The organism is Citrobacter sp. Cu231 (assembly GCF_030332265.1).
GTDB lineage: Bacteria > Pseudomonadota > Gammaproteobacteria > Enterobacterales > Enterobacteriaceae > Citrobacter > Citrobacter meridianamericanus.
Genome location: NZ_JAOWIE010000032.1, coordinates 409859 through 422633, shown reverse-complemented (window position 1 = coordinate 422633; position 12775 = coordinate 409859). Strand labels below are relative to the sequence as shown.

Below are 12775 nucleotides of genomic sequence, written 5' to 3'. Positions count from 1 at the left end.
GCCTGAGCGTCTTGCCCGGCCTGCACATCTAATCTGCGCTATTGCACGCTTATCCGTAACGCCGCAGCCGTGGCAAACGGGCTTAGCGTGGCGCTGCCTACCAGCAACGCGCCCAAAATCGCCATGTACCCTTCAACCGGTAAGTGCATGGAAGCCGCATCCATCGCGGCGGTCGCAAAAATCAGTAAGGGGATGGTGAGCGGGAGAACCAGCACGCTCAACAACACACCGCCGCGCTTTAAACCTACCGTCAACCCCACGCCCGGTGCGCCGAGAAAGCCCAGCGTTGGCGTCCCAAGTAATAAGGTCAACGCCATAATTTTCCAGCCGTACATATCCATGCCCAGCAGCAGAGCGACTAACGGCGAGAGGATGAGCAAAGGCAAACCGGTCACAACCCAGTGCGCCATCACCTTCGCCAGAACTACTGCCGGCAGTGGCAGCGGCAGCAACATCAGTTGCTCAAGGCTGCCATCCTGTAAGTCATCACGAAACAACCGTTCCAGCGCCAGCAACGACGCCAGCAGTGCCGCAACCCAGATGATGCCCGGTGCAATACGCGCCAGCAGTTGCGGCTCCGGACCGATGCTCAAAGGGAACAACGTGATAACAATCAGGAAGAACCATAAAGGATTGGCGATTTCCGCACTATGACGAAACGCAACTTGCAGTTCTAAACGGAAGATTCGCCACATCATTGCGTTGTCCTCTCGCTGGTCAGCGCAATACGTCGCACTTTATCGGTTTCGGCATTGAGCGGTTGGTGGGTAGTGAGAATAACAATACCCCCCTGCTCCGTATGCTGCGCCATACGCTGAGTCAGTCGCTCAACGCCGTTCACATCAATGGCGGTAAAGGGCTCATCGAGGATCCACAACCGGGCGCGAGTCAGCCACAAACGGGCCAGCGCCACGCGCCGCTGTTGTCCGGCGGAGAGTTGGTTCACCGGAATATCTTCATATCCGGCAAGCCCCGCCTGCGCCAGCGCCGCCAGACACTGTGCGATGTCGCCGTCGTGGTGGAAGAAACGCAGGTTCTCCAACGCCGAAAGCCGGGTTTTTATCCCCGGCTGATGTCCGATCCACAACAATTGTTGGTGGTAGCTATCCCGCACATGATGCAGCGGTTGCTCTTGCCAGCAAACCTCCCCTGCATCGGGACGCGCCAGCCCGGTAAGCAACCGCAGAAGAGTGGTTTTCCCTGCGCCGTTGCTGCCGGTAATTTGTACCCATTCCCCTGCGTTGACGCGAAATGACAACTCACTGAAAAGTATTCTGTCATCCCGCTCGCAAAGTAATTCTCTGGCTTCAAGCATACCTGGTTATCTACATCCTGTTAAAAGCCCGGTTTGACTTCGCGCATATCAGGCAGTTTGTGCGCTATCCCTTTATGGCAGTCAATACAGGTTTGCCCGTCTTTCACGGCCTGGTCGTGCATTTTGGCCGCTACGCCTTTCTGGGCGGTTAAATCCATAAACTCGAAGTTGTGACAGTTTCGACACTCTTGCGAATTGTTATCTTTCATACGCCGCCACTCATTTTGCGCCATCGTTAAACGATGATCTTCAAATTTCTGCGGTGTATCTATTAACCCCAGTGCTTTCGCGTACAGCTCTTTACTGGCCTTGATCTTACGGATCATTTTTGGACCCCACTCGTGTGGGACATGGCAATCAGGGCAAGTCGCTCGCACACCACTACGGTTGTTGTAGTGTACGGTTTCCATGTATTCCTGGTACACCGTATTGCGCATTTCGTGACAGCTAATGCAGAACTCTTCTGTATTGGCCTTTTCCATACCGGTATTAAAGCCGCCCCAGAAAATAATGCCGCCCACAAAGCCGATTAACAACAGCGTGCCGAGCGCCAGACGGCTGGGGCGACGCCACCATTGCCAGACGCGCTTAATCCAGCCTGGTTTACGGTTAGAATTTTCCATAATGACCTCTTATTTCCCGTAACCTTTCGAGGGGGTGAAGGTATTTTCAACAATCGGCGCAGCGTCAGCCTGCGGAACGTGACATTGCAGACAGAAATAACGACGCGGCGCGACTTCAGCCAATACCTTGCCGTCGCTATCCATAAAGTGCGTAGGACTGACGCGCAGCGCACCGGTGGTGCGATAGCTTTCCACACCGTGGCATTGCAGGCAGCGGTTAGTGTTAGTCGTCACCTGATATCCTTCAACGCTGTGCGGAATCATCGGCGGCTGATTCACATAGTTCAGCGGCATACGCACTTGCTCTTTCGGCATGCGAATCGCCCCTTCCTGCGTTCCTGAGACTTCCGGTGACTGGCTCAGATCCACTCCATTTGCAGCCCAAACTGCCCCACTGACTAGCAAGGCCAGCGCGGCCATCCATTGACTCAGCGCTTTAATCAGGTCATGGCTTTTCATGATTTCGCTCCCGAACTCCATCGTGTTGTTATTGTAAAAACATCCTCAGAACAGACATCCACACAGCGACCGCAGGCCATGCAATCGCGACTGGTTACCTGCACCGGACTTTGCTCATCCAGCACCGGCGCACGTAGCACATGCGGTTCCGGGCAAACATGAAAACAATCCATACAGCGGTTACATCTGTTACGTTCTTTTGCTGAGACGGTTAATGCACCTTTACTTCCCACTACGCTATACAGCGCACCCAGTGGGCAGAGATGCCCGCACCAGCCGTGTTCAACGACCAGTAAATCAAATAAAAACAGCGCGAGGATCAGCAACGCTCCGCTACCGAATCCCATTACCAGGCTGCGTCCCAGCAGAGAAACCGGGTTTATCCACTCCCACAGCAGCGTACCAGTCAGCGCTGAACCGACCAGAATGACCACCAGCAGGACGTACCGTATATGGCGCGGTAGGGTCGCGGACTGATTCAAGTCAAACCTTCTGCGCAGCCAACTGGCTAAATCGGTAACCGGGTTCATTGGGCAAACCCAACTGCAAAACAGTCGCTTACCCGCCAGGGCATACAGCACCGTGATGATGATGGCGCCCGTTAACGCCACCGTCGCCGGCAGATGTCCGCTGGCCAGGCTTTGCAGGGTCATCAGTGGGTCGGTGAACGGAATGGAATCCAGCAACAGGCTGCTACTGTAATTGCCATGCAGGATCCACACGCCAAGCCACGGGCCGCTGAGGAACATCGCCAGGATCAAAAACTGACTCAGACGACGCAGCACCAGCCAGCGATGGCTCATCCACCATCCTTTTTTCGCCTGCGCTTCACGCCCGGCATCACGTTTACGATTTGCCATTGTTCCCCTCCAGCCAACCGAAGCGGTAATGGTGTCCTAACTCCCCTTTCGCCAGCGACAGCGGCAACACTTTTATTGCAGGCTGCTCCAGTACGCAGACTTTTTCGCATTTCCCGCAGCCGGTACAGGCATCGCTGTGCACGGTAGGAATAAACCGCGCGTGCTTGCCGGTACGCATGTTGCGGTCCAGCTCAAGGGTGATAGCCTCATCAATTTTCGGGCACTCGCGATAACAAACGTCACAGCGTAACCCCTGATAGTTGAGGCAGTTTTCGTGATCCAGCAGAACTGCCAGCCCCATACGTGAATCGTCTATGGATGCAATTTCCCTGTCCAACGCGCCGCTGGGGCAGACTTTGGCGCACGGAATGTCCTCACACATTTCGCAGGGAATCTCACGAGCGACAAAATACGGCGTACCCGCTGCCAGCCCGGAGGCCAGCGTCGCCAACTTCAACGTGTCATACGGGCAGGCCTGAACGCACTGTCCGCAGCGCACGCAGGCGCTGGCGAACGCCTCCTCGCTCAGTGCGCCGGGCGGGCGCAACCGCACGCCGGTTGCTCGTGCGGTTTGCTGTTGCAACCCCAGCGCCACGCCAACGACGGCCAGCCCACCCGCAGCACGAACCATATCGCGCAGAAAGCGGCGGCGGCCATTTTGGGGTTTAGCTGACCGGGACATAACGCGTTACACCTTCGCCAGTTTCACGGCGCACTTCTTGAAATCCGTCTCTTTGGAGAGCGGATCTGTCGCATCCAGCGTCAGGTTGTTCACCAGCTGTGCGGCATCGAAGAACGGCATGTACACCAGCCCCTGCGGCGGACGGTTACGACCGCGTGTTTCAACTATCGAAATCACTTCGCCACGACGGGAAACCACTTTGACTTTATCGCCACGGCGCAGGTCGCGCGCTTTTGCATCCAGCGGGTGGATAAACAGCACGGCTTCCGGGAAAGCGCGGTGCAGTTCAGGCACACGGCGTGTCATGCTGCCGGTATGCCAGTGTTCCAGCACACGTCCGGTAGACAGCCACAGGTCGTATTCTTTATCCGGCGCTTCAGCAGCAGGTTCAAACGGCAGCGCGAAGATGACCGCTTTGCCGTCCGGCTTACCGTAGAACTTGTAGCTTTCGCCCGCTTTTACATAAGGGTCGTTGCCCTCGCTGTAACGCCACTGGGTTTCTTTACCCTCAACGACCGGCCAGCGTAAGCCGCGCGCTTTGTGATAATCGTCAAATGGCGCAAGGTCGTGCCCATGACCGCGACCAAACCAGGCGTACTCTTCGAACAGTCCTTTTTGCAGATAGAAGCCCAGCTCACGGGACTCATCGTTGAGCTGATCGTCAGCCAGTTCAGCCACCGGGAATTTCGTCACTGCAGGCGTGGCAAACAGAACGTCATACAGCGTTTTGCCGCGGAGTTCCGGTTTCTGCGCCAGCAGCTCTTCCGGCCACACTTCTTCTGTTTTGAAGCGACGAGAGAACTGCACCAGTTGCCACAGATCCGATTTCGATTCGCCCGGCGCTTTAATCTGCTGACGCCAGAATTGTGTACGGCGTTCCGCGTTACCGTAGGCGCCTTCTTTTTCTACCCACATTGCGGTCGGCAGGATCAGGTCAGCAGACAGGGCGCTGACCGTCGGATACGGATCGGAGACAATGATGAAGTTGCGCGGATCGCGCCAGCCCGGCATACGTTCTTCGTTGATGTTCGGACCAGCCTGCATGTTGTTGGTACACATCGTCCAGTAGACATTGAGCTTGCCGTCTTTCAGCGCACGGTCTTGCGCCACGGCATGCAGGCCGACTTTCGCCGGAATTGTCCCCGCCGGTATATTCCAGTGCTTCTCGCAGATATCGCGGTGTTTTTCGTTCGTTACCACCATGTCCGCAGGCAAACGGTGAGAGAACGTACCGACTTCACGCGCAGTACCGCAGGCGGAAGGCTGGCCGGTCAACGAGAACGGACCACAGCCTGGCTGGGAGATTTTGCCGGTCAGCAGGTGCAGGTTGTAGACCAGGTTGTTGGCCCACACGCCGCGGGTATGCTGGTTGAAGCCCATCGTCCAGTAGGAGATGACTTTTTTCTTCGGATCGGCATACAGCTGAGCTAACTGTTCCAGTTGATCTTTCGGGACGCCGGTCATTTCGGCAGTTTTATCGAGTGTGTACTCGGCAACGAAAGCTTTGTAGTCCTCAAAGCTCATCGGTTCAGAGGCATCGGAACCCGGATTTTTCGCCGCTTTTTCCAGCGGATGGGTAGGACGCAGACCGTAGCCGATATCCGTTACGCCTTTACGCACGTTAACGTGCTTACTAAAGAAATCCTGATTTATCGCATTGTTTTGAATAATGTAGTTCGCGATGTAGTTGAGGATCACCAGATCGGTTTGCGGCGTGAAGACCATACCGTTGTCCGCCAGCTCAAAGCTGCGGTGCTGGAAGGTGGAAAGAACCGCGACGTTAACGTTAGGGTCGGACAAACGACGGTTGGTGATGCGCGACCACAGGATCGGATGCATTTCCGCCATATTCGCGCCCCACAGGACGAAAGCGTCAGCATGCTCGATATCGTCATAGCAGCCCATCGGCTCATCCATACCGAAGGTACGCATAAAGCCGACTACCGCTGACGCCATGCAGTGACGCGCGTTCGGGTCGATGTTATTGGAACGGAAACCCGCTTTGAACAATTTAGCCGCAGCATAACCTTCCCAAATCGTCCACTGACCAGAGCCGAACATACCGATAGACTCCGGGCCTTTCTCTTTCATGGACGTTTTGAATTTCTCTTCCATCACGTCAAAAGCCTGGTCCCAGCTAATCGGGGTGAACTCGCCCTCTTTGTGATACTTCCCGTCCTTCATGCGCAGCATCGGCTGCGTTAAACGGTCTTTTCCGTACATGATTTTCGGCAGGAAGTAACCTTTGATACAATTAAGCCCACGGTTAACCGGCGCATCCGGGTCGCCCTGGCATGCCACAACACGCCCTTGCTGCGTCCCGACCAATACGCCACAGCCCGTCCCGCAAAAACGGCACGGGGCTTTATCCCATTTGATGGCCTCTTGCTGACCGGCTACCGCACGGGCTACGCCCGGCACGCTTAACCCGGCAGCCGCCGCAGCGGCCGCAACGGCGTTAGCTTTCATAAAGCTACGACGACTGAGTTTCATGGTGTTTCCTCACCTTGCTCATCCTGCTGGTGATAAACCAGCGACACCGCCAGTACGCCCGCAACGTTGCGCACTGACTCAATAGTTTTCATTAACGTTTCGCTGTGTTCAGCTTCCACCACCACGATCAGTTGACCGCTTTCCATATCGCTGAGGGCAACTTCGCAACCGGGAAAGGAACGTAACTGTGTGGCGATATCATTGATATGCTGGCTTTTGGCCTGAACGACCAGGCTGCAGACCTGCCAGTTATTGTCCATGGTTGTACTCCGCGTTAATGGCTGATACCGGGCAGATAGCGACACATGCGCCACATCCGTTACAGTCCTGATTGTCGAGCTGCGGCTGATAAATGCCGGACAGCGTGGGACGAAAGGTTATGGCCATGGGTTCACAGCTATCCTGACAGCGATGACATTCAACGGACTGGTGTGCGAGACAGTTTTCCCCGATAGTAAAATTCAGATCCCATGCCCTGGTGTGGCGCGGAAGAAAAAGTGATTCGGGACAGGCTTCTGCGCAGGCATAACAAAAGCTGCACTCGCCGTGTTTGAAATTTACGCTCGGGTAACCACCCTGGCCTCGCTGCAGGATGTCGGTTTCACACGCCTGGATGCAGGCGTCACAACGGAGGCAATGGGCCAGAAAGTGGGAGTCTTCCTTGCTCCATGGCGGACGGATCCCCGCCTTGGCATTTCGCCAACTGCCTGTCAACATACCTCGACGGGATAAATCAACCATGACATTGTCCTTCCATAATGACGCTCTCCCTCGACGGGTTGAACGACATAAAAAACTGCACTATTTATGAGTAATTATTTTTAGCCGTAAGATATTTCAGGATGTGTTAGAGGAGCATACCCCAATCGGGGTAAATGCTGTTGCCGGATCAAAGGAGTGTTGAGTTGGCGGGGAAAAATGCGCTTTTGCTCACATTTCAATGAGTTATATAAACACATATATAACGAATTTCGCAAAAAGCTGAAAATCTCAACACTAGGATAACTCCTGGAATATATCGCTATAGAGACAGGTAAATACTATTTAATTCACCTTAAATATAAGTAAATACAGACTAATAGATTATGTAAATATGTTAACCTGATCCAGACTCGTTCATAAGACAGAAGAAAGGAAACACTGTGAACAATAAGATGAAGACAATTGTCCCTGCCGTACTTTTCGCCGCATTTGCCAGTACCTCTGCGTGGGCTGCCAGTAACGATACCAGCGCTCAGCCGCTGGAAAAAGTCGCCCCCTATCCTAAAGCGGAAAAGGGTATGAAACGCCAGGTTATCCAACTTACTCCTGAGAAAGATGAATCTACTCTCAAAGTAGAACTACTGATCGGACAAACACTGGAAGTTGACTGCAACCAACACCGCCTGGGCGGAGAACTGGACAGCAAAACGCTGGAAGGTTGGGGATATGACTACTATGTCTTTGACAAAGTTACGTCTCCGATCTCAACCATGATGGCTTGCCCGGACGGTAAGAAAGAGAAGAAATTCATCACCGCGTATCTGGGTGATGACGGTATGCTGCGTTACAACAGCAAGTTGCCGATTGTGGTCTACACCCCGGAAAACGTGGGCGTGAAATACCGCATCTGGAAAGCGGAAGATAAAATTCAGGACGCAGTCGCGCGATAAGTGAGAATATGCCGGATGGCGGCGTAGCGCCTCATCCGGCATTTTATTTACAGCGCGATATCCGCGACAGCTTTTTGCTCAGGCTGCTGTTGTGCCTGAGGTTTCAGCTGTGGTTTCGGCGCTTCGTCAGCGACCTGCGGCTTATCATACTTCAGCCCCAGAACGTCACTGGTGTACTGCAGCTCTTGTTCCGTAGCCTCAACATTACCGTTCAGCTTCGTGCCATAGGACGGAATAATGGTTTTCAGCTTCGCCTGCCACTCGGGACTGGCCACTTTATCTTTAAACACTTTTTCCATCAGATGCAGCATGATCGGCGCGGCGGTTGACGCCCCCGGAGAAGCCCCCAGCAGCGCAGCAATGGTGCCCTCTTTATCGCTGACCACTTCGGTACCCAGGCGCAGAACGCCGCCCTTCTCCGCATCACTTTTGATAATCTGCACACGCTGGCCTGCCTGCCATAAACGCCAGTCTTCTTTTTTCGCCTGCGGATAGTACTCTTGCAGCGCGGCAAAACGGTCATCGTCGCTGAGCATCACCTGGCTTAGCAGATATTTCACCAGATCGAAGTTATCCAGACCCACGTTAACCATCGGCATAAAGTTCGAAGTAGTCGTCGAGCTAAGCAGATCCCACAAGGAACCGTTTTTCAGGAACTTGGTGGAGAATGTTGCGAATGGCCCAAACAGCACCACACGTTTACCATCGAGGATACGAGTATCGATGTGCGGCACGGACATCGGCGGCGCACCAACGGAGGCCTGACCGTACACTTTCGCCAGATGGCGATTGACCACGTCCGGATTATCCGCAACCAGGAACTGCCCGCCCACCGGGAATCCGGCATAGCCTTTCGCTTCCGGAATGTCGGTTTCCTGCAACAGCTTCAGGGCAGCACCACCGGCACCGATAAAGACAAACTTCGCCTTAATATCGTGTTCCGCTTCGTTATTTTTCAGATCGGCGACCGTCACGGTCCAGCTATTGTCAGCATTACGCTTAAAGCCACGCACCTCGGTGCTTAGCTGCAACGCGAAGTTAGGTTTTTTCTGTAACGAGGCAATCAGCTGGCGCGTGATTTCGCCGTAGTTCACGTCAGTACCAATCTCGGTGCGCGTTGCCGCAACTTTTTGTTTTGGATCGCGACCTTCCATGACCAGCGGCGCCCACTCTTTAATCTGCGCGTGATCTTCAGAATAACGCATACCGCGGAATAACGTGCTCTGTTGCAGTGCAGCGTAACGGGCACGCAGGAAGTTGACGTTTTCGTCACCCCAGACAAAACTCATATGCGGAACGGTGGTGATAAATGAGCGAGGTTCATGCATTACGCCATTATTGACCTGATGAGCCCAAAACTGGCGGGAAATCTGGAAGGCTTCGTTAATTTCGACTGCCTTTTCAATGCTGATGCTACCGTCGGCCTTTTTCGGTGTGTAGTTCAGCTCCATCAGTGCCGAGTGGCCCGTTCCGGCGTTATTCCAGCCGTTCGAGCTTTCCTGCGCTACCCCGTCCAGTCGCTCAACCATGGTCATTGACCATTGCGGCTCCAGCTCCTGTAAATAGGTTCCCAGCGTGGCGCTCATGATGCCGCCGCCAATCAACAGCACGTCCGTTTCCTGCTCTTCCGCCGCTTTCGCTTTTGCCGCCATTGAGACAACATTCAGTCCTACGGCCATGGTGAAGAGCATGGCAGTCACTTTTTTCATAATGTTAATGCCTTACTTTTAGTATCGCTTTTTGCTTTTTATGCAGGTGAAAATCGAGCGGCATCAACGGTAACACTTAAGTAAAAATAATTAAATATTGTTTATAAATTATATTTAATTTTTAAAAATGTTATCAATACGTTGGCATTTTATAGGGTTATTGACAATCATTTCTGGAAACCGCCCCCTCAGACGGGCACTATGCTGCGCTTTGCTATTCACCGCACGGATGCCTGTCGGTCTGCTGTATCAGGCCATTTTGATCTCAGAGTAATTATGTCTGCATCTCACACCTCCTCTGCAACAGTGGCAGAACACACGACGCGCGGTGTGCTGCGCCAACCCCGTCTGCTGGTTCGCGAAACGCTGGCTGGTGTGGTCACCGCCCTGGCACTGATCCCGGAAGTGATCTCTTTTTCCGTTATTGCTGGCGTCGATCCGAAAGTCAGTCTGATCGCCTCGGTTGTATTGTGCCTGGCAATGTCATTTTTAGGTGGGCGTCCGGCAATGGTTACCGCCGCTGCAGGATCGGTTGCGCTGGTCATTGGCCCGATGGTGCATCAACACGGAGTGCAGTACATCCTGCCTGCGGTAGTGCTGGCCGGAATTATTCAGATCCTGTTTGGCGTGCTGGGCATGGCGCGCCTGATGCGTTTCATCCCTGGGGCCGTCATGACCGGGTTCGTCAACGCGCTGGGAATTTTGATTTTCTTTGCTCAGGTCCCGCATTTCTGGGGCAAAAGCCCGCTAATCTGGGGGCTGTTTATTCTGACCCTGCTGATTGTGCTGTGGGTTCCGCGTTTTATTAAAGCCATTCCCGCGCCGCTTATCGCCATCGTGCTGCTGACGGTGTTCACTGTCACCAGCGGGCAACTGTTGCCGACCGTCGGTGACGAAGGTTCAATGAGCGGCGGACTGCCGGGATTAACGCAGTTACTCGTACCGCTCAACCTGCAAACGCTGGCGATTATCTGGCCCTGTGCGCTAAGCATCGCTTTTGTTGGTTTGATGGAGTCGCTGTTAACCGCCCGCCTGGTGGATGACCTGACGGTTACGCCGTCGAATAAGAATCGCGAGAGCGCCGGGCTTGGGATCGCCAATATTCTGGCCGGATGTTATGGCGGCATTGCCGGGTGCGCGATGATTGGTCAAACCATCGTTAACGTCGAGATGGGCAAAGGACGCAGTCGCGTCTCGACGTTTGCCGCCGGGCTGGTCTTGCTGCTGTTGGTAACCGCGTTAAGCGAAGTGATGGCGAAAATACCCATGTCGGTGCTGGCGGGGATTATGGTGATTGTGGCGGTGAAAACCTTCAGCTGGCATAGCATTCAACCCACCACACTGGCGAAACTCCCTGTGACTGAAACGCTGGTGATGCTACTGACCGTCGCCGTGACGGTGTCGACCGGCAACCTGGCGATTGGCGTGGTTGCCGGCGTAATGGCAATGCTCATTCTGCCGCGTATCGTCAGAGGCAAACGCGCGGCTACATCAGAAACAGCGTTGCCAGACCGAGAAAAATAAAGAATCCCCCGGTATCGGTGATAGCCGTAATCATCACGCTCGAGCCGACCGCCGGGTCACGCCCGAGCTTCACCATCGTCATCGGAATGATGACCCCCATTAATGCTGCCATCAACAAATTAAGCATCATCGCCAGGGTCATCACGCCGCCGAGCGCCATGTCATCATACAGCCACCAGGTAATACCGCCCATAATTCCGCCCCATACGAGGCCATTAATCACCGCCACGCCCATTTCACGCAGGATCAAAAACGTCAGGTTCCCCGGTTGAATATTTTGTAGCGCCAGCGCACGAACGATCATGGTGATGGTTTGATTCCCGGTATTACCGCCAATTCCCGCCACAATTGGCATCAGTGAGGCCAGCGCCACCAGTTGCGAAATCGTGTGTTCAAAACCGTCGATCACCCGCGAGGCGATGAAGGCGGTACAGAGGTTAACGGCCAGCCACGCCCAACGCGTTTTTACCGCTTTGGTAACGGGCGCAAACACGTCCTCTCCGGCGCTTAAGCCCCCCATTCGACGCAAATCGGTATCAGTTTCTTCATAGACCACATCGACGATCTCATCGATGGTTAAGCGGCCCATCAGCTTGCCTGAAGGGTCAACGACCGCGGCACTGACCAGGTCGTCACGTTCGAAGGTACGTGCAGCGTTTTCAGCGATATCGTCCGGAGAAAAGGTGAGCGGGTCATCTTCCATCACCTCGCTGACTTTGCGTTGCACATCATTAAGCAGAATGCAGGTTAGCGTCAGTTCGCCAACCAGCACTTTATTGCGATCGGTCACGAAGAGTTTATCGGTGTTCTCCGGCATTTTGCCCAACCGTCGCAGGTAGCGTTGCACCACTTCCAGCGTCACGTCCGGACGCACGGTGATGACTTCGAACTCCATAATCGCGCCGACGCGATTCTTCTCGTAATGCATTACCTGGCGGACACGCGCCCGCTCTTCGGCCGGTAACGTCGCCAGCAGCCGTCCAGTGAGGTTACGCGGGAGATGCTGCACCAGATAAATCTGTTCGTCGATATCGAGATATTGCAGCGCGTCCAGTATTTCGCGGTCGCTCATCTCATCGATCAGGTCGTCCCAGACGTTTTCTGACGCCTCAAGCAAGACGTTACCACGCTTTTCACTTTCGACCAGTCGCCACAGGGCGTGACGCTCTTCTGAAGGTAATGCTTCGAGGGTATCGGCTAAATCGGGCGGCGGCAGATGGGCAACCAGCGCCCCTACCTCAGCAATATCGTCGGCTAACGTACCGACGTCATATTGCTCAGCCAGGGTAAGCTTGCCCAACAGTGTTGAAACAATGGCTTTATCAGTGGTCAGCAACCAGATAAGACGCGCACGCTCTTCATCACGCAGTCTGGCGCTATTTTTGTTTGTAACGGACATTAATCATAAATCCATGATATGAAATATCATTAATCATGATGCTGATTTATATAAATAAC

Annotated in this window: 13 protein-coding genes; 2 read left to right on the top strand and 11 right to left on the bottom strand. The window is 54.0% G+C overall.

The features are described 5' to 3' along the window. Positions 1 to 38: 38 nt before the first annotated feature. The 9 genes from ccmB to napF are packed head-to-tail and all read right to left on the bottom strand — an operon-like array spanning position 39 to position 7173. Entirely contained in the window at positions 39 to 698 is a 660-nt protein-coding gene (gene ccmB / locus OGY15_RS08500; protein ID WP_151219873.1) for a heme exporter protein CcmB, read from the bottom strand. Next, positions 695 to 1315 carry a cytochrome c biogenesis heme-transporting ATPase CcmA gene (gene ccmA, locus OGY15_RS08495; RefSeq protein ID WP_286538930.1) on the bottom strand — a complete coding sequence of 207 codons (621 nt, stop codon included), beginning with the start codon at positions 1313 to 1315 and terminating at the stop codon, positions 695 to 697. The genes ccmB and ccmA overlap by 4 nt, the downstream gene beginning before the upstream one ends. Before the next feature lie 20 nt (positions 1316 to 1335). Beyond that, the gene (gene napC / locus OGY15_RS08490) at positions 1336 to 1938 is read right to left on the bottom strand and encodes a cytochrome c-type protein NapC (RefSeq protein WP_003027548.1); all 603 of its coding nucleotides are present in this window, start codon (positions 1936 to 1938) and stop codon (positions 1336 to 1338) included. A 9-nt stretch (positions 1939 to 1947) separates the two neighbouring features. Then, entirely contained in the window at positions 1948 to 2397 is a 450-nt protein-coding gene (napB, locus tag OGY15_RS08485; protein ID WP_151219875.1) for a nitrate reductase cytochrome c-type subunit, read from the bottom strand. Beyond that, positions 2394 to 3257, bottom strand: coding sequence for a quinol dehydrogenase ferredoxin subunit NapH (napH, locus tag OGY15_RS08480; protein WP_151219876.1), 864 nt, complete (start codon positions 3255 to 3257; stop codon positions 2394 to 2396). Before napH ends, napB begins: the two co-directional genes overlap by 4 nt. Further along, entirely contained in the window at positions 3244 to 3939 is a 696-nt protein-coding gene (gene napG, locus OGY15_RS08475) for a ferredoxin-type protein NapG (RefSeq protein ID WP_151219877.1), read from the bottom strand. The genes napH and napG overlap by 14 nt, the downstream gene beginning before the upstream one ends. 6 nt (positions 3940 to 3945) lie before the next feature. Continuing rightward, positions 3946 to 6432: a nitrate reductase catalytic subunit NapA gene (gene napA / locus OGY15_RS08470; RefSeq protein WP_151219878.1), complete on the bottom strand. Its 2487-nt coding sequence runs from the start codon at positions 6430 to 6432 to the stop codon at positions 3946 to 3948. After that, positions 6429 to 6692 carry a chaperone NapD gene (gene napD / locus OGY15_RS08465; RefSeq protein ID WP_151219879.1) on the bottom strand — a complete coding sequence of 88 codons (264 nt, stop codon included), beginning with the start codon at positions 6690 to 6692 and terminating at the stop codon, positions 6429 to 6431. The genes napA and napD overlap by 4 nt, the downstream gene beginning before the upstream one ends. Further along, on the bottom strand, positions 6682 to 7173 hold the full coding sequence (napF, locus tag OGY15_RS08460; protein WP_286538929.1) for a ferredoxin-type protein NapF: 492 nt from the start codon (positions 7171 to 7173) through the stop codon (positions 6682 to 6684). The genes napD and napF overlap by 11 nt, the downstream gene beginning before the upstream one ends. A 413-nt stretch (positions 7174 to 7586) precedes the next feature. Here napF and eco point away from each other — a divergent pair, with 413 nt between their 5' ends. After that, positions 7587 to 8084 (top strand): serine protease inhibitor ecotin, encoded by a 498-nt coding sequence (eco, locus tag OGY15_RS08455; RefSeq protein ID WP_286539097.1) that lies wholly within the window; start codon positions 7587 to 7589, stop codon positions 8082 to 8084. A 47-nt stretch (positions 8085 to 8131) separates the two neighbouring features. Here the strand turns inward: eco and mqo are convergent, their stop codons facing one another. Then, positions 8132 to 9793: a malate dehydrogenase (quinone) gene (gene mqo, locus OGY15_RS08450; protein WP_151219881.1), complete on the bottom strand. Its 1662-nt coding sequence runs from the start codon at positions 9791 to 9793 to the stop codon at positions 8132 to 8134. A 276-nt stretch (positions 9794 to 10069) separates the two neighbouring features. On the opposite strand from mqo, the gene OGY15_RS08445 reads away from it, so the two are divergent. Continuing rightward, positions 10070 to 11317, top strand: coding sequence for a SulP family inorganic anion transporter (locus tag OGY15_RS08445; RefSeq protein WP_286538928.1), 1248 nt, complete (start codon positions 10070 to 10072; stop codon positions 11315 to 11317). Here OGY15_RS08445 and mgtE read toward each other — a convergent pair. After that, positions 11280 to 12716 (bottom strand): magnesium transporter, encoded by a 1437-nt coding sequence (gene mgtE / locus OGY15_RS08440; protein ID WP_187253435.1) that lies wholly within the window; start codon positions 12714 to 12716, stop codon positions 11280 to 11282. The two genes, OGY15_RS08445 and mgtE, sit on opposite strands and share 38 nt — an antisense overlap. Positions 12717 to 12775: the final 59 nt, after the last annotated feature.

Bases quoted from the DNA above. Each gene is read 5' to 3' on its own strand.
- napB (WP_151219875.1), bottom strand. From the start codon at position 2,397: ATGAAAAGCCATGACCTGATTAAAGCGCTGAGTCAATGGATGGCCGCG.
- napA (WP_151219878.1), bottom strand. From the start codon at position 6,432: ATGAAACTCAGTCGTCGTAGCTTTATGAAAGCTAACGCCGTTGCGGCC.
- mgtE (WP_187253435.1), bottom strand. From the start codon at position 12,716: ATGTCCGTTACAAACAAAAATAGCGCCAGACTGCGTGATGAAGAGCGT.
- napH (WP_151219876.1), bottom strand. From the start codon at position 3,257: ATGGCAAATCGTAAACGTGATGCCGGGCGTGAAGCGCAGGCGAAAAAA.
- eco (WP_286539097.1), top strand. From the start codon at position 7,587: ATGAAGACAATTGTCCCTGCCGTACTTTTCGCCGCATTTGCCAGTACC.
- napF (WP_286538929.1), bottom strand. From the start codon at position 7,173: ATGGTTGATTTATCCCGTCGAGGTATGTTGACAGGCAGTTGGCGAAAT.
- napC (WP_003027548.1), bottom strand. From the start codon at position 1,938: ATGGAAAATTCTAACCGTAAACCAGGCTGGATTAAGCGCGTCTGGCAA.
- ccmA (WP_286538930.1), bottom strand. From the start codon at position 1,315: ATGCTTGAAGCCAGAGAATTACTTTGCGAGCGGGATGACAGAATACTT.
- napG (WP_151219877.1), bottom strand. From the start codon at position 3,939: ATGTCCCGGTCAGCTAAACCCCAAAATGGCCGCCGCCGCTTTCTGCGC.
- mqo (WP_151219881.1), bottom strand. From the start codon at position 9,793: ATGAAAAAAGTGACTGCCATGCTCTTCACCATGGCCGTAGGACTGAAT.
- napD (WP_151219879.1), bottom strand. From the start codon at position 6,692: ATGGACAATAACTGGCAGGTCTGCAGCCTGGTCGTTCAGGCCAAAAGC.
- OGY15_RS08445 (WP_286538928.1), top strand. From the start codon at position 10,070: ATGTCTGCATCTCACACCTCCTCTGCAACAGTGGCAGAACACACGACG.
- ccmB (WP_151219873.1), bottom strand. From the start codon at position 698: ATGATGTGGCGAATCTTCCGTTTAGAACTGCAAGTTGCGTTTCGTCAT.